The 20308-nt window shown below is 69.7% G+C and carries 23 protein-coding genes and 1 tRNA gene; 8 read left to right on the top strand and 16 right to left on the bottom strand.

Annotated features, from left to right (window positions below; translation table 11 throughout):
* From Hbl1158_RS09970 to Hbl1158_RS09955, 4 genes are all read right to left on the bottom strand, one after another.
* Entirely contained in the window at window positions 1-732 is a 732-nt protein-coding gene (locus Hbl1158_RS09970) for a P-loop NTPase (protein ID WP_234297096.1), read from the bottom strand.
* Window positions 733-823: 91 nt separating this feature from the next.
* A complete protein-coding gene (locus Hbl1158_RS09965) occupies window positions 824-1222 on the bottom strand; it encodes a YlbF family regulator (protein ID WP_234297095.1) in 399 nt (132 codons plus the stop codon).
* A gap of 66 nt (window positions 1223-1288) precedes the next feature.
* Window positions 1289-1549, bottom strand: a complete 261-nt coding sequence (locus tag Hbl1158_RS09960; protein WP_234297094.1) for a hypothetical protein — start codon at window positions 1547-1549, stop codon at window positions 1289-1291.
* A 78-nt stretch (window positions 1550-1627) separates the two neighbouring features.
* Window positions 1628-2644: a peptidylprolyl isomerase gene (locus tag Hbl1158_RS09955; protein ID WP_234297093.1), complete on the bottom strand. Its 1017-nt coding sequence runs from the start codon at window positions 2642-2644 to the stop codon at window positions 1628-1630.
* A 172-nt stretch (window positions 2645-2816) separates the two neighbouring features.
* Between Hbl1158_RS09955 and cyaB the strand changes: the two genes are divergently transcribed.
* Complete coding sequence (cyaB, locus tag Hbl1158_RS09950; RefSeq protein ID WP_234297092.1) at window positions 2817-3407, top strand: class IV adenylate cyclase; 591 nt, start codon at window positions 2817-2819, stop codon at window positions 3405-3407.
* A 60-nt stretch (window positions 3408-3467) separates the two neighbouring features.
* Entirely contained in the window at window positions 3468-4682 is a 1215-nt protein-coding gene (locus tag Hbl1158_RS09945; protein WP_234297091.1) for a methionine adenosyltransferase, read from the top strand.
* Between the two features lie 178 nt (window positions 4683-4860).
* Here the strand turns inward: Hbl1158_RS09945 and Hbl1158_RS09940 are convergent, their stop codons facing one another.
* On the bottom strand, window positions 4861-5235 hold the full coding sequence (locus tag Hbl1158_RS09940) for a thioredoxin family protein (protein ID WP_321169938.1): 375 nt from the start codon (window positions 5233-5235) through the stop codon (window positions 4861-4863).
* Window positions 5236-5425: 190 nt separating this feature from the next.
* Here Hbl1158_RS09940 and Hbl1158_RS09935 point away from each other — a divergent pair, with 190 nt between their 5' ends.
* Window positions 5426-6391, top strand: a complete 966-nt coding sequence (locus Hbl1158_RS09935; RefSeq protein WP_234297090.1) for a PLP-dependent cysteine synthase family protein — start codon at window positions 5426-5428, stop codon at window positions 6389-6391.
* Between the two features lie 109 nt (window positions 6392-6500).
* On the opposite strand, the gene Hbl1158_RS09930 is transcribed toward Hbl1158_RS09935, so the two are convergent.
* The gene (locus tag Hbl1158_RS09930) at window positions 6501-6956 is read right to left on the bottom strand and encodes a DUF5804 family protein (RefSeq protein ID WP_234297089.1); all 456 of its coding nucleotides are present in this window, start codon (window positions 6954-6956) and stop codon (window positions 6501-6503) included.
* A gap of 62 nt (window positions 6957-7018) precedes the next feature.
* On the bottom strand, window positions 7019-9256 hold the full coding sequence (locus Hbl1158_RS09925) for a thioredoxin domain-containing protein (RefSeq protein WP_234297088.1): 2238 nt from the start codon (window positions 9254-9256) through the stop codon (window positions 7019-7021).
* Window positions 9257-9433: 177 nt separating this feature from the next.
* On the opposite strand from Hbl1158_RS09925, the gene purD reads away from it, so the two are divergent.
* Both purD and Hbl1158_RS09915 read left to right on the top strand, forming a co-directional pair.
* The gene (purD, locus tag Hbl1158_RS09920) at window positions 9434-10720 is read left to right on the top strand and encodes a phosphoribosylamine--glycine ligase (protein ID WP_234297087.1); all 1287 of its coding nucleotides are present in this window, start codon (window positions 9434-9436) and stop codon (window positions 10718-10720) included.
* Window positions 10721-11063: 343 nt separating this feature from the next.
* Window positions 11064-11612: a DapH/DapD/GlmU-related protein gene (locus Hbl1158_RS09915; protein ID WP_234299513.1), complete on the top strand. Its 549-nt coding sequence runs from the start codon at window positions 11064-11066 to the stop codon at window positions 11610-11612.
* Window positions 11613-11633: 21 nt separating this feature from the next.
* Here Hbl1158_RS09915 and Hbl1158_RS09910 read toward each other — a convergent pair whose 3' ends face one another.
* The 3 genes from Hbl1158_RS09910 to Hbl1158_RS09900 all read right to left on the bottom strand — a co-directional run bounded on the left by Hbl1158_RS09910 (window position 11634) and on the right by Hbl1158_RS09900 (window position 13709).
* A complete protein-coding gene (locus Hbl1158_RS09910; protein WP_234299512.1) occupies window positions 11634-12449 on the bottom strand; it encodes a mechanosensitive ion channel domain-containing protein in 816 nt (271 codons plus the stop codon).
* Window positions 12450-12512: 63 nt separating this feature from the next.
* Window positions 12513-13322: a diadenylate cyclase DacZ gene (gene dacZ, locus Hbl1158_RS09905; protein WP_234297086.1), complete on the bottom strand. Its 810-nt coding sequence runs from the start codon at window positions 13320-13322 to the stop codon at window positions 12513-12515.
* 302 nt (window positions 13323-13624) lie between these two features.
* Window positions 13625-13709: transfer RNA gene (locus Hbl1158_RS09900), tRNA-Leu, on the bottom strand.
* 85 nt (window positions 13710-13794) lie between these two features.
* Here Hbl1158_RS09900 and Hbl1158_RS09895 point away from each other — a divergent pair.
* On the top strand, window positions 13795-14103 hold the full coding sequence (locus Hbl1158_RS09895; protein ID WP_234297085.1) for a transcription initiation factor IIB family protein: 309 nt from the start codon (window positions 13795-13797) through the stop codon (window positions 14101-14103).
* Between the two features lie 16 nt (window positions 14104-14119).
* On the opposite strand, the gene Hbl1158_RS09890 is transcribed toward Hbl1158_RS09895, so the two are convergent.
* From Hbl1158_RS09890 to Hbl1158_RS09865, 6 genes are all read right to left on the bottom strand, one after another.
* On the bottom strand, window positions 14120-14335 hold the full coding sequence (locus tag Hbl1158_RS09890) for a hypothetical protein (protein ID WP_234297084.1): 216 nt from the start codon (window positions 14333-14335) through the stop codon (window positions 14120-14122).
* 1 nt (window position 14336) lies between these two features.
* Window positions 14337-14846, bottom strand: coding sequence for a phosphopantetheine adenylyltransferase (locus Hbl1158_RS09885; RefSeq protein WP_234297083.1), 510 nt, complete (start codon window positions 14844-14846; stop codon window positions 14337-14339).
* A gap of 36 nt (window positions 14847-14882) precedes the next feature.
* Window positions 14883-15434 (bottom strand): winged helix-turn-helix domain-containing protein, encoded by a 552-nt coding sequence (locus tag Hbl1158_RS09880; RefSeq protein ID WP_234297082.1) that lies wholly within the window; start codon window positions 15432-15434, stop codon window positions 14883-14885.
* 50 nt (window positions 15435-15484) lie between these two features.
* Window positions 15485-16597: a glutamate--cysteine ligase gene (locus Hbl1158_RS09875; protein ID WP_234297081.1), complete on the bottom strand. Its 1113-nt coding sequence runs from the start codon at window positions 16595-16597 to the stop codon at window positions 15485-15487.
* 472 nt (window positions 16598-17069) lie between these two features.
* Window positions 17070-17717: a fibrillarin-like rRNA/tRNA 2'-O-methyltransferase gene (locus Hbl1158_RS09870; RefSeq protein ID WP_234297080.1), complete on the bottom strand. Its 648-nt coding sequence runs from the start codon at window positions 17715-17717 to the stop codon at window positions 17070-17072.
* Window positions 17714-18589: an NOP5/NOP56 family protein gene (locus tag Hbl1158_RS09865; RefSeq protein ID WP_234297079.1), complete on the bottom strand. Its 876-nt coding sequence runs from the start codon at window positions 18587-18589 to the stop codon at window positions 17714-17716. Before Hbl1158_RS09865 ends, Hbl1158_RS09870 begins: the two co-directional genes overlap by 4 nt.
* A gap of 102 nt (window positions 18590-18691) precedes the next feature.
* Here Hbl1158_RS09865 and Hbl1158_RS09860 point away from each other — a divergent pair, with 102 nt between their 5' ends.
* A complete protein-coding gene (locus Hbl1158_RS09860) occupies window positions 18692-19894 on the top strand; it encodes an alanine--glyoxylate aminotransferase family protein (protein WP_234297078.1) in 1203 nt (400 codons plus the stop codon).
* A 92-nt stretch (window positions 19895-19986) separates the two neighbouring features.
* Window positions 19987-20214, top strand: coding sequence for a hypothetical protein (locus Hbl1158_RS09855; protein ID WP_234297077.1), 228 nt, complete (start codon window positions 19987-19989; stop codon window positions 20212-20214).
* Window positions 20215-20308: the final 94 nt, after the last annotated feature.

Below are 20308 nucleotides of genomic sequence, written 5' to 3'. Positions count from 1 at the left end.
TCACGACCCTCCGGGATTTAACGGTTTCTCACGCTCGAGCGGCACGTTCGCCGCCGGCGTCTCCGCGAGCGCGGCCGCGGCGTCGTCGTAGCTGGCGCGCACGGGCTCCGCGGACAGCACGGGCGAGTCGGCTCGGGGGACGCACGCGAGCACCGAGCAGCCCAGCAGGTCGGCGACTCCCGGGGGGACGAACCGGGCGCGCGTGAGGACCGCGCCGACCACGGGGGCGTCGAGCGCCCGTGCCATCTCGCCCGCCTTGGCGGCGTCCCGCAGGGACGCGGCACACGGCTCGGTCACGAGCAGGGCGGCGTCGGCGACCCGCAGCGGCGCGACCGCGTCCGGGCCAGCGCCGGCGGGACAGTCGAGGAGGCCGGCGATCCCGGTCGCCAGCGACGACCGGACCGCGCGAAGGGACCGCCCGGGGTCGCGGTCGGCCGGATCCGTCGGGGCCGGAACCACGCGAACCCCCGGGAACGAACGGGACTCGACGCCGGGGTCGACGACCGGCTCGACGGCGTCCGTCGGGTCGTCCGCGTCGACGGGTCCGATCGACTCGATTGACACGATCGACTCGGACCGCCTCGGAACGCCGGCGAGCGCGCCCAGATCCGGGAGGTCCCAGTCGGCGTCGACCGCTACCGTCTCGACCCCGCGCCGGGCCAGCGCGGCGGCTACACCCAGCGTGGTCGTCGTCTTCCCCGTTCCGCCCTTGCCGCCGGTGACCGCGAGCATGGGGCGGCTGCGTCGCTATCGGGTTTCAACTTCGGGTCGAGTTCAACGGTAACGGTCGCGGGACCGCGTCGGCGACGCCGTCGCTCGTCGATCAGTCCTGACAGCAGCCGCCGGCCTCGCCGCCGAAGTCGACCTCGAGCGGCGCGGAGACGGCCTCGTTGAGGGTTTCGAGTCGGTCCTGAAGCTCGTCCTGTGCGTCGACGTACTCCTCCATGACCGGCAGCGAGTGCAGGTCGCGCTGGGCCTCCTGGACCTTCCGCATCGTCTCCTGGTCCGCGCGGCCGGCCTGTCGGGCCATCGCGAACTCCTGTCGGAGTCGCTCGAACTCCGAGATGCGCTCCTGGGCCTCATCGTCGGCTTGGACGGCGGCTTGCGCCTCCTCGAACCGACGGTACTCCGGGATGTCGGCGATCGCGTCGCCGAGACGGGACGCCAGCGCCTCGACCTGATCGTCCGTCGCGGCCTCCGTGGCGTCGGTCTCGATGCTCATACCCGGCGTAGTGCCCGGATGCTGTTAAGGGTCGCGACCGGCGAACCCGCTCGTATTCGACGGCCCTCACACGAACACGGCGTACGCGGCCGCACCGACGGTGACGAGCACGACGAGCACGGTCCAGTTTCGCGGGGTGTCGACGGCGGCGTAGGGGCCGCCCTTGCGCGTGAAGAGGTACGCGAAATAGACGACAAGCGGCGCGAGTCGCGCCGGCGTCGACACGGGAATCCCGGCGAGCAGGTCGACCCCGACGGCCAGGACGACCGCCCCGAGGGCGGCCGTCCCGGCGACGATCAGATCCTCGCGAACGTCGGCCAGATCCATCGGTGGTGGGGACGAATCCGTCGGAGTAATTGGTGTCGGTTCGGGACGACCGGTGCGAACGGGAGTTGCGCGAGTCCGTTACTCTTCGGCGTCCTCGAGCTCCTCGACGAGTTCGTCGGCGTCGACGTCTACGTCGTCCATGTCGACGTCGTCGAGCGCCTCCTCCACGTCGCCGCCGCCCATACCGCCCATGCCGCCCATCATGCCGCCCATACCGCCCATCATGCCGCCGCCGGAGCCGTCGATGACCTCCTCGATGACGACGCGGTCGAGGCCGAGACGGCCCATGATGTCCTGAGCGATCTGCTGCTTGGAGAACATCCACTGCTGGTTCATCTGCATCATCGGCGTCGCCTCGATGTACAGCGAGCGCTTGGTCACCTCCTGCAGTTCCATCTCCTTGTCGACCTCGCCGGTCTCCTCGTCCTCGTGGACCTCGACGGGGACTTCCTCCTCGACGGTCTCCTCCTCGATGCGAACGTCGGGCGTCTCCTGGAGGTACATCCCGATCATGGCGGCCGCCTTCTCCTCGTCGTCGTCGACGAGGTCGAGGATCTCGTAGTCGTACTCGAGGTCGTCGCCGGCCAGCGGGTGGTTGAAGTCGACGCGCGAGCGCCCGCCGATGACCGTCTCGACGTAGCCCTGATCGCCGTCGATGGTGACCTGCGCGCCGGGGTAGCGGTCGTCCTCCGGGATCTTCTCGGCGCTGACGGTGCGCACGTCGTCGGGGTCGAACTCGCCGAACGCCTCGTCGGCGGGCACGGCGACGACGTTGCTGTCGCCGACCTCGCGACCGATCAGGTCGTCGTCGACGGAGGCGAACACGTGGCCCTCGCCGACGACGATCGTTCGCGGGGAGAAGTCGTACTCGTCGTCGTCGATGCCGGCCTCCTCGGCGACCTCCTGGGAGGTCGTGTCGACGACGCGGCCCTCATCCTCGTCCTCGCCGGGAACGGTGCGGACGGTGTACTCCAGTCGGACGAAGTCGCCGTTCTGGATTCCATCGTCGGTCGACTCCTCGTCGTCGACCTCCTCGCTCGCCTCATCGCCGGCGTCGGCGGCCTCGGCCGCCTCCGCCTGCTCTTCTTCGCTCATGTGCGCACCGTCGCTCGTGCGCTTCTTAACAGTCACGTTTCGGTCGGGCGTCGATACCTCGCGATGATCGCCCGCAAGCGTCGGGATCGACTCGAATCGACGGGATCATCCGATCCGGCGACTTCCGTCGGTTCGCGGCACGCTTTTCACCCGGCCGATCGACGTTCGCCACGTGTTCGAGGTCGAACTGAAGACTCGGGCGGACCACGACGCGGTCCGCGACCGACTCGACGCCGCGGGGGCCGAGCGGGTCGCGACCGTCCGACAGGTCGACACCTACTACGACGCGCCTCACCGTGACTTCGCGGAGACCGACGAGGCGCTTCGGGTCCGCAGCGAGACGGTCGTCGAGGCGGACGACCTCGGGCCCGAGGAGACGAGAACCGAGACGAAACTCACCTACAAGGGACCGCTCGTCGAGGCCGAATCGAAGACCCGCGAGGAACGCGAGACCGCCGTCGACGATGCGGACGCCACCGCGGGAATCTTCGCGGGACTCGGCTTCGAACCGGCCGCGACCGTCGAGAAGGACCGCGAGTTCCACCGACTCGACGGCTACACCGTCACGCTCGACGACGTGTCGGGCTTGGGCGAGTTCGTCGAGGTCGAGACCGAGGCGACGGCCGACGACATCGAGTCCGCACGGGAGGGCGCGACGGCGACGCTCGTCGACCTGGGACTCGACCCCACAGATCAGATCCGTACCTCCTACCTCGGTCTCCTGTTAGACTCGCAAGATTCGCCAAATAATAGCTCGCGGTAATCCAGCCGTCCGTATCTGTTTTCGCAAGTTATAGTTCGGCGGGTCTCCTCACCGCGACCAATGAGGAACATTCAGGTCTCCGAACTCGACCGCCGAGCGGTCGAAGATCAGGAGGTAGAGATCGTCGAACGCAAGGGGCTCGGACATCCCGACTCGATCTGCGACGGGATCGCGGAGGCGGTCTCTCGCGGGCTCTCGCAGTTGTATCTCGACCGCGTGGGGAAGGTGCTCCACTACAATACCGACGAGACGCAGCTGGTCGCCGGCCGGGCCGCGCCCGCGTTCGGCGGCGGCGAGACGCTCGATCCGATCTACGTGCTCATCGTCGGTCGAGCGACCAAGACGTACGAACTCGAGGACGGCACCGAGCTGACGTTCCCGGTCGAGCGCACCGCCCTGGAGTCGGCTCGCGCGTACCTGGAGGCGAACCTCCCGGAACTGGAACTCGGCAGCGACCTGATCTTGGACGTGGACCTGGGCGAGGGCTCCGGCGATCTCCAGGACGTCTTCGGCGAGGACGGCGCACAGGTCCCGATGGCCAACGACACCTCCTTCGGCGTCGGCCACGCGCCGCTGACCGAGACCGAACGGATCGTCCTCGACGCCGAGCGAGAGCTCAACGGCCCGTTCGGAGCCGATCATCCCGAGATCGGACAGGACATCAAGATCATGGGCAAGCGCGAGGGCGACACGATCGACATCACCGTCGCCGCGGCGATGGTGGACACGTACGTCGACGACATCGACGACTACCGTGAGGCGACCGAGCGCGTCGAGACGTTCGTCACGGAGTTGGCGACCGACTACACCGACCGCGAGGTCAGCGTCGAGGTGAACACCGCCGACGACCTCGACGAGGGCTCGATCTACCTCACGACGACCGGCACCTCGGCCGAACAGGGAGACGACGGCTCCGTCGGCCGCGGCAACCGCGCGAACGGGCTCATCACGCCGAACCGCCCGATGAGCATGGAAGCCACCTCGGGGAAGAACCCCGTCAACCACATCGGAAAGATCTACAACCTCCTCTCGACGGACATCGCCGAGGCCGTCGTCGAGGAGGCCGACGGCATCCGCGACCTGCAGGTCCGCCTGCTCTCGCAGATCGGCCGCCCCATCGACGAGCCGCACGTCGCGGACGCGCAGGTCGTCACCGAGGAGGGCGTCGATGTCGACGACATCGAGAGCGAGGCCACGGCGATCATCGACGACCGACTGGCGAACGTGACGGACGTGACCCGCCGCGTCATCGAGGGCGACCTCTCGACGTTCTGAGCCGAGGCCGCCGCTACCCACGGATCTCGCTTGGCTGACACCCGGTGACTCGCGTCGCGCGCGGCGGGGTCGCCGGGAGTTTCGCCGCCCGTCGCGCGGTCGTCGTCAGACCACGCGGTGGCTGGTCCCGTGTTCCGATAAGAAAGTTCGCCGCTCGTCACGATCAACTGAGCCCGTCTCAGACGTCCGTGAGTTCGCGAGCGAGGTACGTCGCGATGTCGGTGTCCGCGGACTCGACGAACCGAGCGACCTCCTCGCCGTCGCGAAACGCGATCACCGTCGGAATGTACTCGACGGCGTATTCGTCCATTCCGGGGCCCTCCTTCCGGCCGTCTACCTTCTCGACGGGGTACTGCTCGATCCGATCGGCGTCGACGCCCGCGGCCTCGAGGGCGGCCGCGAACCGCGGCAGTTGGCCGGTGCAGTCGGGACACCAGTCACCGCCCCACACCTTGTACGTCAGTCCCTCAGCCCCGAGAACGTCGAGCGTCTCGGCGTCCACGTCGACGTCGGATCTGGTCTCGGGATCCATCGTCGCGAGCGTCGTGCTCATGCCCCGGGTTGGGGCGTTTCGGGCTTAAGCGCGGCGTCGCCGGCAGCGACGGCGAGGCCGTCGTACCGATCGACCGCCGGACCGGCGGGCCCCTCGGACCGTGACGGCACACCCGCGCTCGTGCGTCGCGTCCGCCCGAGGGCTTGCCGGCGACGCGGGTGGCTTTAGGCGGGCGGCGACTATCCCGTCCATGGACGATTCGGTACTCGACACCATCGGCTCGCCGCTGGTCCGAGTCGATTCGCCGGCCGGTGCGACGGTCGCGGTGAAACTGGAGTCGCGCAACCCGGGCGGCTCCGCGAAGGACCGACCGGCCCTGCGGATGATCGAGCGGGCGGAGGCGGCCGGAGAGATCGAACCGGGCGACGCGCTCGTCGAGCCGACCTCCGGCAATACCGGCATCGGGTTGGCGATGGTCGGTGCAGCGAAGGGGTACGACGTGACGGTCGTGATGCCCGCCTCGAAGAGCCAGGAGCGCCGGCAGATCATGGCCGCCTACGGCGCGGACCTGGAACTCGTCGACGGCGACATCGACGACGCGAAGGCCCGCGCCGACGAGTTGGAGGCCGAGGGGATGGTCCAGCTCCGCCAGTTCGAGAACCGCGCCAACCCCGAGGCCCACTACGAGACGACGGCCGTCGAGATCCTCGACCAACTCGACGAGCGGACGCCGGACGCGCTCGTCGCCGGCGTCGGCACGGGCGGCACGATCACCGGAATCGGGCGGCGGCTCCGCGAGGAGTTCCCCGCGATGGACGTGGTTGCGGTCGAGCCCGAGGACTCGGCGGTGCTGTCGGGCGAGGAGCCGACCGCGGACAGCTTTCAGGGGATGGGACCGGGGTTCGTGAGTCCGAACCTCGACGCGGACCTGCTCGACGGCGTCCTCACCGTCGGCGTCGACGAGGCGGAGGCGGAGTGTCGACGCCTCGCCCGCGAGGAGGGGATCCTCGTCGGGCAGTCGTCGGGAGGATCGAACGTCCGCGCTCGCGACGTTGCGGAGGCGTTCGTCGCCGGCGACGATCCCGACTACGATCCCATCGCCGTCGACGGATGGGAGCCGCGGCCGGACGCCGGGGTCGCCGGCGACGACCCGCTCGTGCTCACGGTGTTCTGGGACTCCGGCGAGCGATACATGTCGACCGGCCTGTACGGCTGAGCGCGGGATCCGGCCCGTCCGGGCCGAACTATGCCGGAGGGGACTGGACCGGACTGGACCGAACGATACCGGACTGAACCGGATCGGATCGCGGAGGGAGGATCGATACTCAGCGCTCGAACTCCCCGCGGGTGACTCTGACGCGGACCGTCTCGTCCACGTCGCGGAGGTCGTACGTCGGGAGGTCGGCTCCGTCGCTTCGCGCGAGATACATCGGCTCGACCAGTCGGCCGTCGTCGACGCCGTACAGCTTCAGGAAGCGGTCGGTCTCTTCGCGGCGGATCTTGTCGGTGCGAACGGCGGTCGCGAGGTCGCGAGAGAGCCACTCGTCGGTCGAGATCGACGGCTCGCGGATCAGCGTCTCCTCGACGAACCGGACCAGATACCAGTTGAGATCGTTGCACAGCGAGACGGCCGCGCCGAGGCTGACCGTGTCGAGCGCGACGGAGTTCTCGAACGGGGAGCGGAGGTCGTAGGTGGCGAGCGCGTCGCGGGCGGTCTCGCGCGAGAGCAGTTCGTACCGCAGGTCCGTCTCGGCGTCGCCGACGAGACAGACCGTGGTCATACCCGGAGATCACCCCCGTCAGGCAAAGCGGTTACGCTCTGTCGGGGGGATCCACCGTCCGGTCACTCCCCGGCGGCCCACTCCAGCGCCGCCCGGAGGTCGTGATCCGGCGGCGAGCAGGTCCGATCGCGACAGGCGTACGCCGTCGGCGCGCCCTCGCGCGCCTCCCGCCCGCGCCAGACCGGCGGGGCCTCCGACAGGCCGAGCGTCTCGACCCACGCCGCGAGCCCCTCCTCGGTCGGCGGCCGCGGTGCGAGGACGACCCCCGGGAGATACCGGCCGGCGAGGGTGTCCCACCACTCCTCGGGCATCGTCTCGCACGCGAGCGTGAGCTCGAACGGACCGCTCTCGGCGCGCGCGGCCGCCAGCGCCAGCGTCACGTGTTCGAGGGGAGACGCGCGGACGGCGTCGGCGTGTGTCGCGAGCACGTCGCGCGCGACCGACTCGAACCCCTCGTCGGGGGCGAACACGGCCACGTCGAGCAGGAGCCGCGTCGCGACGCCGAGGCTCGACGGCGTCGAGTCGTCGGTCGGCTCCTGCGGGCGGACGACCAGGTCCTCGCCGTCCTCGGGCGTGGCGTAGATCGTGCCGTCGGCGTCGTCGTAGAACGCGTCGACGATCGTCCGCGCGAGATCGAGCGCGAACGACAGGTGGTCCACGTCGCCGGTGACGCCGTACAGGTCGAGCGCTCCCCTCCCGAGGTACGCGTAGTCCTCCAGGTAGCCGACTCCCTTCACGTCGCCGTCGCCGACGGCGTCGTCCTCGCGTTCGATGTACCGACGCGCGAGGCGATCATCGTCCCAGAGATGCTCGCGGACGAAGTCGAGCGCGTCAGCCCCGCGACCCGCCAGCGACGTATCGAGCGTGCGCGCGCCGTCGGCCAGCGCCGAGACGGCGAGTCCGTTCCACCCCGCGAGTACCTTCTCGTCCCGCGGCGGGCGCTCGCGTTCGCGCTCCCGGTAGCTGAACAGCGCCGACCGAGCGGCCATCACTCGCTCGCGGACCGCCTCGACGGTCAGATCGTATCGATCGGCGAGCGTATCGACGGTTGCGCCGGCCGTGAGGACGGTGGTGCCGCCCTCGAAGTTGCCGTCGTCGGTGACCCCGAAGCGGTCGCACGTCAGTTCGACGGTCGAGCCGTCGTCGATCCCCGCGGCCGCGAGCGCGTCGGCGACCGTCTCGGGAGTCCACACGTAGAATTCCCCCTCACCCTCGCCGGAGTCGGCGTCGAGCGTGCCGTAGAAGCCGCCGTCGGGGTGGGACAGCTCTCGGTCGAGGAACGCGAACGTCTCCTGTGCCACGAGCGCGTACCGCGGCCGGCCGAGTAGCCGGTAGGCGTCGAGGTAGACGCGCGCCAGCTCGGCGTTGTCGTACAGCATCTTCTCGAAGTGAGGCACGACCCACTCGCGGTCGGTACAGTAGCGGTGGAAGCCGCCGCCGACGTGGTCGTACAGGCCGCCGTCGGCCATCGCATCGAGCGTCTCGACGGCGACGTTCAGCGGCTCCTCGCGTCCGCTACGGGCGTATGCCTCCATGAGCAGGTCGATCCGACCGGTCTGTGGGAACTTGGGTCCCTGTCTCCCGAACCCGCCGTGCTCGCGGTCTGCGCTTCGAAGCGCCGCCGTCACCGCATCCGAGAGCGCGGTGTCCGGCAGTCCGGAGGGTCCGTCACCGTCCGCGTCGCCCCCGGAACCGTCGCCATCGGTGACGTCCGATCCGACGACCGCGTCGCCTCCGCCGTCGACGCCGGCCGAGGCGGTGTCCTCGCCGGTCGACTCCAGTTCGTCGCGGGCGGCGGCCGTCCATTGTTCGGCCCGCGACTCCATGTCAGCCCGCTGGTCGGGGTCGCCCCAGGAGTTCGCGAGGTTGCGGCACACCTCGAGGAACCCGGGCATCCCCTGGCGGCCGTCGCGCGGGAAGTACGTGCCCACGTAGAACGGCTTCCCCTCGGGGGTGAGCCACACCGACAGCGGCCACCCGCCGCGACCGTTCACGAGCCGGTTCACCGTCTGGTACACGCGGTCGAGATCCGGTCGTTCCTCGCGGTCGACCTTGACGGGGACGAACTCGTCGTTCAGCACCTCGGCGACGGCCTCGTCCTCGAACGACTCCTCCTCCATCACGTGACACCAATGGCACGCCGAGTACCCGACCGACAGGAAGATCGGCACGTCGCGCTCGCGGGCGGCAGCGAGCGCCTCCTCGTCCCACGGCTGCCAGTCGACCGGGTTGTCCGCGTGCTGGCGCAGATACGGGCTGGCCTCCTCGTCCAGCCGGTTTCGCGCCGTCGGATCGCTCATTGTCTTCGAGTTGTCGCCGCGAGGGATAAGCGAGGCGGCCGCGTGTCGGACTGCGATCCGATGGACGTGACCGCGGTGACCTTCGGCGACCGTCCTCATCAGAACAATACGTGATCGTGGGTACCAAACGTCGCAAGTACCGGAACCATTACACGCCCGTGTACGGTTCCGTCGTGTATGACGGAGACCGTTCTCCTGGTCGGCGGCGGCGGTCGCGAGCACGCCATCGCCCGCGCGCTCGCCGACGACTGCACGCTGTACGCCTGCGCGAGCAACCGAAACCCTGGAATCGCATCGCTCACGGCCGGCTTCGAGCAGATCGGCGAGCGCGACGCGACGAACATCGTCAGTTACGCCGAGGAGGTCGGTGCCGACCTGGCGGTCATCGGCCCCGAGTCCGCCCTGGACGCGGGCGTCGCCGACGCGCTCGACGACGCCGGCGTGTACACCTTCGGCCCGCGCGCCGACGAGGCCCGGATCGAGACGGACAAGGCGTTCCAGCGGCGGTTCATGGCCGAACACGACATCCCGGGGAACCCCGACTTCGAGACGTTCGACTCGGCGGAGGCGGCCGCCGATTACGTCTCGGCGTACGACGGCGACGTCGCGGTCAAGCCGGTCGGACTCACCGGCGGCAAGGGAGTTCGCGTGACGGGCGATCAGCTCACGACCGAAGCGACCGTCGACTACGTCCTCGACACCGAGTGGGACGACTGGGTCGTCGAGGAGCGCCTCGTCGGCGAGGAGTTCACAGTCCAGGCGTTCGTCGCGAACGGCGAGGTCCGGACGACGCCGGCGGTACAGGACCACAAGCGCGCCTACGAGGGCGACGAGGGCCCGAACACCGGCGGGATGGGGAGCTACACCGACACGGACCTGACGCTCCCGTTCATGACCGACGAGGAGTATGCCGACGCGGTCGAGATCGTCGAGGCCGTGGTCGACGCCCTCCCCGAGTACAAGGGCGTCCTCTACGGCCAGTTCATGCTCACCGCCGAGGGACCGAAGGTGGTGGAGTTCAACGCCCGCTTCGGCGACCCCGAGGCGATGAACACGCTGCCGGTGCTCTCGACGCCGTTCATCGACGTGCTCACGGCCGCACGCGACGGTGATCCGCTGCCGGAGCTGTCGTTCTCCGGTGAGGCGACCGTCTGCAAGTACGCCGTCCCGGCGGGCTACCCGGTCGACCCGGACGCGGGCGCGCGAATCGAAGTAAACGAGGCCAGCGTCGGCGACGCGCTGCTGTTCTACGCCAGCGTCGACCAGCGCGAGGACGGGCTGTTCACGACTACGTCGCGCTCGTTCGCGGTCGTGGGCCTCGGCGACTCCATCGCCGACGCGGAGGCGGACGCTGAGGCGGCGCTGTCGATCGTCGGCGACGGCTTCCACGTGCGCCACGACATCGGCACGGCGGAGTTAGTGCAGTCGCGGATCGACCACATGGCTGAACTACGCGGCGAGTAGGCGTCGCTCGCCACGGGGTTCGGGGGCTGACACGTGGCGCGCGCCTCGCTGGTCGAGTCCGGACCGTTCGCGCCACGATTTCGCGGAGCGCTCCGGAACGGCTGTCACCGCACGGGGGCGCTGGTCGCGGCATCGGTGATGAACCTTCGGACCGGTCGCGGACGGCGATCGCGCGGTGGATCGCCGCCCGCGACGCACGAGTTTGATTACCCGTCGGAGCGCAGTCTCCACCGTGAGCACCGACGACGCAAGCGACTCGGGCCGGTCCGCAGCCGGTGGGGACGCCGATACCGCCGGCGATGAGTCGGGCACCGACGGCGGTCCGCCGGCACGCTACGACCGACTGGATCGGCACCCGACGCCCGGCGGTCGCAACTCCCTGCGCTACTGGACGGACGCGAAATCGCCGATCCGGGTCGCTCTCAACTACCTCGCCGTGTGGTTGATCCGGATCTCGCCGAGCCTCAGGCTTCGGAACTGGCTGCTCCGTCGGCTCGGCGCGACGGTCGGTTCGGGCGTCTCGTGGGGGCTGGAGGCCACCCCTGACGTGTTCTGGCCCGAGCGGATCGAGGTCGGCGAGGACGCGATCGTCGGCTACGACTCGGTGCTGCTGTGTCACGAATTCCTCCAGGACGAGTACCGCCTCGGCGACGTGGTCGTCGGGGACCGTGCGATGTTGGGCGCGAAGGTGACGGTCCTCCCGGGCGTCGAGATCGGCGACGACGCGCAGGTGGCGGCGAACTCGCTCGTCGCCGACGACGTGCCCGCGGGCGAGACCGTCGCGGGGGTGCCCGCGAGGCCGGTCGAACGCGGTGGCGATGGCGAGGACGGCGGCGATAGCGAGGACGGCGGCGATGGCGCGCACGGGCCGGCGGACCCGGATCGGCGGTGAGCGCGAGCGGGGCGACCGATCTCACTCGCGGATCCGGACGATACCCTCGGTGAACGCCCGGCGGTTCGGGACGATGTACTCCGCGCCGTCGTTTTCGACGTGCGTGACGAACACGTTCACCTCCTGGACGATGCCGTCGGTGTCTCCGATTCGGACGCGGTCGCCGATGCTGTACGGCTGTTCGAGCAGGAGGTAGAAGCCGGCGGCACCGGAGGCGAGCAGGTCGCGAAAGGCGAGTCCCCCGAACAGGACCAGCCCGAAGCCGTACGTGCCGAGGAGCACGACCAGCGCGCCGGTGTTGACGCCGACTTGGCCGAGCGCGACGAGGACGGCGACGAACACGACGGACCACTTCGCCAGCGCGGGAACGACGGCGGTCTGCGGGAGCTTCACCCCGCTGAGGCGGTCGTCGACGAGGAGTTCGACCTTGTCGCCGACGACGAGTCCGACGATGAGCACGAGCACGGCGAGAAACAGCGAGGGAAGGAACCCGGCCGTCCGGTTCCAGAACGTCGAGATGTACTGCACTCGGGCGATCGTCAGCGCGACGATGACGCCGAGAATGAAGATGAAGTACCCCGAGAGGTTCGCCACGAGCGACACCGTCGACGTGCCGAACTCGTGGGCCGTTCGTTCGAAGGCGGTCCCTTCGATGGTCTCGGGAACGCCGGCGCTCTCGAGGATTCGACGGTTCACACGGACGACGAGGTAGCCGAGAAACGCCGCGAACAGGATGACACCGAGCGCGAGCCACAGCCGCGCTGTGATGCTGGTCAGCGCCGACTCGACGAGACCTCCCGGCGACTGCAGCGGGACTCCCGTCGTCGCCGACGCCATCAGCGTCGAGACGGCCGCCGGCACGCGCTCGCCGGTCGACGCGAGGGCGACTTCGAACATGGGTCAGTACTCCTCCGGGTCCAGTTCCAGAATGAGCGACCCGCCCTTGAAGGCTCGGACGAGTCCGTCCGACTCCGAGAGCACGATGGCGATGGCGTTCGTGTCGCGCGTGATCGCGCCGCCGGCCATGTGGCGTGCGCCCAGTCCCTTCGGGATGTCGACGCCCTCCGCACCGGGTTCGAGGTAGCGGTACGCCGAGACGATCTTTCCGGAGTCGCTGATGACGAACGCGCCGTCGAGCCGGGAGAACTCCTTGAGCATCACGTTCACGATGGGGTCGCCGACGTGGACGTGGCTCTTCTCGAAGGGGTTGTAGCTCAGCGGCCGCGACTTGTTCATCACCTTGCCCGCGTCGCCGACGACGAACAGCGCGCCCACGGGCTTGCCCTTCTGGCCCTTCTTGCCCAACTCGATCGCCACGTCGAACACGTCGCGCACGACGTTCGGGTCAGCCCGCGAGTTGGCGAACAGGTCGTAGATCCCCGTGTGAATCGACTCGGTGACGGGGGTCCGGATCACCCCGTCGATCGGGTCGTCGAACACGCCGACCGCGCACGCGATCACGTCGCCCTCGGCGCAGTAGTCCTGGTCCATCGCCCCCTCGATCCCGAAGCGGATCCGGTCGCGGACGTTGTCGAACTCCAGCGGGAGATCGACGTAGCGCTCGGCGTCGTGGTCGTTCTCGGAGGCCACGACGACGGGAGCGTCCTCCGCCTCGCAGTACTCGTCGTACATCGATCCGGTCGGCGAGAACAGGAACACCCCGTCGACGTCCGAGACGATGTCGGCGAGGAGGTCGGCGGAGGCTGTCATACCCGAAGGGTCTCGTGGCTGACGCATATCGGTTTCGACAGCGTCATGCGCTCGTCGTACGGTTCCGACGTAGGACGTTCGCCGCTTCCCGTTCCGGTCGCTCGGTGCTTCGCTCAGCCCCGAACACGGGTCACTACGCATCCCGTTTGCCCGTTGAGGCCTCACTCTGATCGACCGCGAACTGCGGGGGACCGGATTCGAACCGGAGGAAGGCGGTCCGGGGTACCTGCAGTAGCGGGCTGCCGGGCTGCGACTTCCAGGGTTCGAATCCGTGCCTGCTCGTTCGTCGCTTCGCTCCTTACTGCGCGGGACCGGATTCGAACCGGCGGACCTCTACAGGACAGCGTCCTAAGCGCTGCGCCGTTGGCCTGGCTTGGCTACCCGCGCTCGCCCCACAGTATCCCGAATCCGTGTAAGTAGCTGTCGGACCGGAGGCGACGATTTATCACCACCGGCCGCGAACGCCGCATCGATGTACCGCGCCAGCGACGAGGTCGAACACGAGGAGTGGCTCGCGCGACTGCGCCGGGCCGCCGAGTCGCTGGAGCTGTCGCCGGAGGCGCGCTCGAACGCGACCGACCTCTTCCTCTCGGGCGTCCCCGAGGAGGACCGCTCGAAGCCCGCCATGGCCGCGGCCGCGCTGTACGCCGGCGCGCTGATCGCCGGCGACGAACGCTCTCAGACCGCCGTCGCCGACGCGATGGACGTGACCCGGCTGTCGGTCCAGCAACGCTGGAAGACCGTCCTGGAGGACGCGGGCTTTCGCGCCCCGACGTGGTGACGGCGGGCGGGGCCGGCTACGCCGCGAGCACTCGGTACGCGAGGAGCCCCAACCCGGCCAAGACGCCCACCTGTCCCAGGAGAAACAGCGCGCCGCCGACGTACGCGAGGAGGCTGTCGGGATCGCGCCCGGCGACCCGGATCGACTGATAGCCCACCAGCAGCGCGAGACCGCCGAGCGAAAGCAGTTGCGTCGCGCGCGAGCGGTTCGACAGCCACCCGACGACGGTCATCTCACTCCGTGCCGGAGGAGCCGGGCGGCGTCGTCCCGCGTCCCTCCCGCTCGGGCGTGAGGTTGCCGTGTCGGTCGATCTCGCCCTTGACGATGCGCGTCGAGGAGATCCGGTCGCCGTCCTCGGCGGGCACGTGGTCGACGACCTCGATCCGGAGACTGGGGAGGCCCTTCTCCTCGCGGATCTCGTTGACTCGCTCGGCACCGTCGCGCGTCTCGGGCGAGACGATCAGCGCGTCGAACCCCGGCTCGACGGCGATCCCCGTGGGTTCGGTGAGCTCGCGGATCTCGTACTGGCGATCGTGTTTCTCGGCCAGCGGCGCGAGTTCGGCGTCGAGGTCGCGCTTTCGTTCGGTGAACGGGCGAACGTACCGCTCCTCGTGGCGCGTCGCGGGGGCCAACTCGTCGGACGTGAGCCCGACCGTGAGATCCCCCAGCTCGAAGGCGCGCTCGAACAGCGCCCGATGGCCGTCGTGGACCGGATCGAATGTCCCACCCAGCGCGACGTTCATACCCGGCGGACGTGACCCCGGAACGTAAAACCGACGTTACCGTTCCTCGTCGGCAGGGTCGGCGTCGGCCGTCTCCACGGAGATGCTGACGGGATCGGTGGGAGCGTCGCCGCCGACGGGGTCGTCGCCGTCGCCGTCGAGATACGAATCGAGAGTGAACACGGTGTTCAGCTGCGACTGAACCTGTCCGACGGCGTCCTCGACGAGCGCCGACGGGTCGATCGCTTCGTACTCGTAGGGGTTGTTGCCCGCGCCGGCGGACTCGCGCTTGCGTCTCGTCACGGTCCCCTCGTCGTTGAGTTCCGCCAGCGCCTCACGGACCGTGCTCGGATACAGGCCGGTTCCGTCGGCGATCTCCTCGCTCGTGGACCCCGGGTGCTCGCGCAGGTGGACGTAGATCCGAGCGCGCGTCTCCGTGTCGAGTAGCCACGAGAGCAGGTCGATGATACGCTCGTCGAAGCCGTCTGCGACCTCCGTCGCCTCCTGTTCGAGCCGTTCGGCGGCCTCCCGGAGGTCGCCGCGAGCCGACTCTTCGTCCTCGGCGGGCTCGTTCGCCTCGCCGCCGTCGCTCGACTCCTCGGTAGCCATGTGTCGTGTTTCGGCGGTCAGAACTCCGCAGGGAAAACCCCGTCGCCGGATCAGGCGTCGTGCTCGGCGAGTAGCAGGTCCCGGCACAGCCCGTCGAGACCCCGCTCGTCGCGGAGCCGCCGTTGGCGACGCGCCCCCGACTCGCGGTCGAGCAGCCGGCGCGGTCCGTCGACGCCGAGGCGGTCGCACTCGCGCTCGACCACGGTCGCGAGATCGACCACGGAGTCGCCGTCGCGGTCGACGAAGTCGGCGTCGCGTCCGTGACGCATCGCCCGCCACTTGTTCTCGTCGAGCAGTTCCCGTCGGAGGCCGCCGTCGCCTCCGGCGTCGACACCGGGATCCGCCTCGTCATCGTACCGCTCCGCCAGGTCCGTCACGAGCGCGTGGACGTACTCGACGAACGCACACACCACGTCCGGGTCCGACTGCCCGTCGGGCGTGCGGACCTCGACGGTGCCGTGACCGGTGTGGGGGCGCACGTCGAACCACAGCTCGCCGCGGTCCTCGATCGAGCCGTGTTCCACCATTCGGCGCTCGAAGTCGCGGTAGGCCGCGAAGCTCTCGAAGCGCCCGGGCATCCCCGTGTTCGGGAGGTTCTCGAACACCTTCGCCCGGGCGGAGGCGAGCCCGGTGTCGAAGCCGTTCCAGAACGGTGAGTTAGCCGACAGCGCGAGCATCGGCGGCAGGAACCACCGCACCTCGTTAGCGATCCACGTCGCCTTGTCCGCGTCGTCGACGCCGACGTGAACGTGGAGTCCGGCGGTCGTGTTGCGGTGTTGCGGGTACTGGATGCGGTCCAACTGCGATCGGTAGCGCGGCTTCTCGGCGTGATCCAGCTCGCGCCAGACGGCCGCCGGGTGCAGTCCGGCTCCCGCGATCTGCAGCCCGTACGAGTCAGCGTGCTCCACGAGCGCTTCCCGGACCGCGACGACGCGGTCGCGGACCGCGTCGGCGTCCTCGATGAGCGGGGTCTGCGTCTCGACGACGAACTTGAACAGCTCGTGGTCGATCCGCCCCGACAGCGGCTCCGGCGGCTCGCGGTCGCCGTAGACGAGTTCGTCGCTCCCGGCGGTCGGGCGGCCCTCGCCGTCGACCACGTAGAACTCCTCCTCGACCCCGAGGGTACCCATCCGGTCGAACGCCGCAGCCGAACCCGTGTCCATCGCCGACGGCTTCGACGTGTATCGGTATATATCTCGGGAAACCGGCTCCCCGTCGCGGTCGCCGATACCGTGCGAGGAATCGTCCGGGCGAGTAGTCGTTTGGGCGTCCGAAGCGCCGCACCGGGAACCGACTCGAGCGAACGTTCAAGACGGATACCGAACACAGACCGTCGCGGACGCGGCGCGGGTACCCCGAACGAACGACAGACGGCGGCGGAACCGGCGGGGAACCCCTAGTCCGAGTAGTCGCTCGCGGCGGCGCGTGAGCGGCCGAGCACACGACGACGAGCATCGGATCGCTGACGGCAACGTGAGTCGGCGGCGAGACGTGACTGTGTCAGCGACAGCGACGGCGTTGACATCGTCGCCGACGGCGGCGGCGACCGCGGGGACAGCGGCGGCGACGACCACGAGGACGGCGGCGGCGACGACCGCGGCGACGACCGCGGGGACGACACCGCACGCGACGGCGCTACCGCGGCGTCGCGACGACGCCGAAGTGATCCTCGTGGAAGCGATCGAGACGGGAGGTCTCGAGCACCTCGTACGTCTCCCGCAGTTCTCCGAGCACATCGTCGAACACGTCCTCGGGAGCGGCGGCCACGTCCTCCGACCGAGCTTTCACCGCCAGCAACAGCCGACCGTCGTCCGCGAGGAACTGCCGGTTACTGACGGCGACGTTCGCCTGTCCGCGGGTGGCGACGTCCTGCACGAGCACGTCGCAGTCCGCCTCGACGACGTGGGCGTACGTCTCGGGACGGCGGGCGTCCTTGAGCAGCGGGAACAGGTTCGGCCGGGACGCACAGGCGTCGAGCAGGTCGCGAACGGGCCGCGGCGAGAACTCCACGGCGTAGGTCGGGCCGGCGAAGTCGGCGACGTGGCTGACGGTGGTCCCGTTTGCCGCCCCGAGATACAGGACGGTCTCTCCGCCGGCCAGTCCCGTCTCCATGCCGAGTTCGAGCATCCCGCCGAGCTTCGAGCGGCCGGCGTCCCATGCGCGCCAGTCTCCGTCGGTCGGCTCCCCGTACACCGGCTCACCGCGCGTACAGAGGCGCTCACGTCCGTCGATATCTCGGCGCTCGACGCCCGCTGGAAGCGATGCGTCGGGAGCGTCGGTCATTCCGCCTCACCGCCGTCGGCCGTCTCGGCACGAGCGCGGATCGTCCGCATGCGCTCGTCCAACTCGGCCTCCAACTCGGGGCGGTAGTCGCCCGAGTAGTGGTCGATGCGGGCGGCGATGGTGAGCTTCCCGGCGAGCGCGCGCGAGGCCGAGCCGCGGTCCTCGGGTCGCGTGCCGCGGACGTACTCGTGGGTGTAGATGACGCCGTGTTTCGGCGAGGAGCCGTGGCCGCGCAGGTGTGCGAACAGCGCGTCCTCCGCCCCGAGCACCTGCAGGGTCCCTGACGGCTTCTTCGCGAGCGTCTCCAATCCGCCCGCCAGCGAGATGAGCCGCGCCGCCAGCACCGGTCCCGCGATCGCCGCCATGTTGGGTGCCGCGACCGGCGCGCGCGACTCGATGAACGCCTCCAGTTCGTCGGCCTCGCGGTCGAGGTCGGCGACGCGGGTCGCCAGCGAGACGACGCGCTTCTTGGCCGGCCCGTCCGGATCGCGCTCGGCGATGTCGCGACAGCCGTCGACGCCGGTTCCGGCGTCGGGAAACAGCGTGCCTGCCCACTCGGCGACGCGCTCGGCGAGTTCGTTCGCGACGCGGTCGGCGTCGTCCATCGCCCGCACAGCGTGGAGCAACTGGCGGTCGTCGGCGCGTTCGCGCTCGTCGACGGCCGCGCGGGCGGCCTCGACTGTCGCCTCCCGGAGCGTCGCGTAGTAGTCGTCCTCGTGGTCGGCGAAGCCGGATTCGACCGCGAGCGCGGGCCAGTCCTCGGGCGCGTCGGCCGCCCCGTCGCGGATTCGGTCGGTCGGCGACTCGGCGTCGCGAGCGACGAACCACGCCGGGGAGGCGTCGTCCGCTGGTCCGGCGTCGTCTGTGGTCATGCCCGCGTGTTTCCCGCGACCGTTCTTGAGCGTTGTCTCCGCGGCCGCGGCGACGACGGCCGAATCGAGAGGCATTTGCACGCGCCCCGGGACCTCACGGGTATGCACCAGCCCGAACTCGGCGACGCTGAAGCCCCCGAGGTGGACGAACTCACGCCGCCCGATCGGACGCTGATGGGTCCCGGCCCGAGCGACGTACACCCGCGAGTCCTCCGTGCGATGAGCACGCCGCTCGTCGGCCACCTCGACCCCTCGTTCGTCGATATCATGGACGAGACGCAGGAGCTACTCCGGTACGCGTTCCGCACCGACAACAAGTGGACGATCCCCGTCTCGGGCACAGGCTCGGCGTCGATGGAGGCCGCCATCGGCAACCTCCTCGAGCCGGGCGAGACGATGCTCGTCCCGACGAACGGCTACTTCGGGGGTCGGATGGCCGAGATGGCCCGTCGCGCCGGCGGCGACGTGGTCGAGGTCGACGCGCCCTGGGGCGAGCCGCTCGACCCGGTCGACGTGCGGGCCGCGTTCAACGAGCACCAGCCCGACGTGTTCGGGTTCGTTCACGCCGAAACGTCCACCGGCGTCCGCCAGCCGGACGTTTCCGAGCTGACGAGCATCGCCCACGCTCACGACGCGTACGTGATCGCGGACTGCGTCACGTCGCTGGGTGGCGTCCCGCTGAAGGTCGACGAGTGGGACGTCGACGCCGCGTACTCCGGGCCCCAGAAGTGCCTCTCGTGTCCGCCGGGCGCGTCACCGCTGACGCTCAACGACCGCGCGATGGACAAGGTGCTCTCCCGGGAGGAGCCCGCGCGGTCGTGGTATCTCGACCTCTCGCTGCTGGAAGGGTACTGGGGCGAGGAGCGCGCGTACCACCACACAGCGCCGATCACGAACGTCTACGCGCTGCGTGAGGCGCTGCGGCTCGTCGCCGAGGAGGGGATCGAGTCGCGGTGGGCGCGCCATCGCGAGGCCGCCGGGGCGCTGAAGGCCGGGGTGGAGGCGATGGGGCTGGAGATGAACGCGGCCGACGAGTACTGGCTGCCGAGTCTCAACGCCGTCCGGGTTCCGAGCGGCGTCGACGACGGCGCTGTCATCTCGGACCTCCTCGACGGCTACGACCTGGAGATCGCCTCCGGACTCGGAGACCTCGACGGGGAGATCTTCCGGATCGGCTGTATGGGCCACTCAGCGCGACCCGCGAACGTCTCGCTGCTCGTCTCGGCGCTCGGACAGACGCTCTCCGAGCACGGCGCGGACGTGGACGTGGGTGCGGGCGTCGAGACGACCGCCTCGCGGCTGTAGGTCGGCGACCGATACCGATCGATCGGCCGCCGCGTGGAACGACCGATCGGCCGCCGCGCTGAAGTGGCTCGCCCATCGATACGCTCGGTGCCATGGACGAGGTACTCGACGCGGCCGAGATCGTCGCGGACTCGGAGCTGGAAGGTGCCGTCGTCTGGCTGTTCCGCATCGTCGGGATCCTGCTCGTCCTCGCCGGCGTGGGGGCGTGGCTCCTCACCGAGGCGGGCCTGCTGTGGCTCCCGGCTCTGGCGATCGCCGTCGGGATCCTCCTGGCGACGGTCCCGCAACTCCTGCTCGAGTTCGCGGAACTGTTCGGCTGAACGACGACAGGGGCGACAACCGACCGACACATTTCCCGACGCGCCGATTCGTCGATCCGCCTCGGCGAGCCGCCGTCCGGTGCCGCCGGCGGGG

Origin of the sequence: Halobaculum sp. CBA1158 (assembly GCF_021431925.1) — an archaeon.
Classification (GTDB): Archaea; Halobacteriota; Halobacteria; order Halobacteriales; family Haloferacaceae; genus Halobaculum.
The sequence above is the reverse complement of the archived record's forward strand: the minus strand, read 5'-3'. Positions and strand labels throughout refer to the sequence as shown.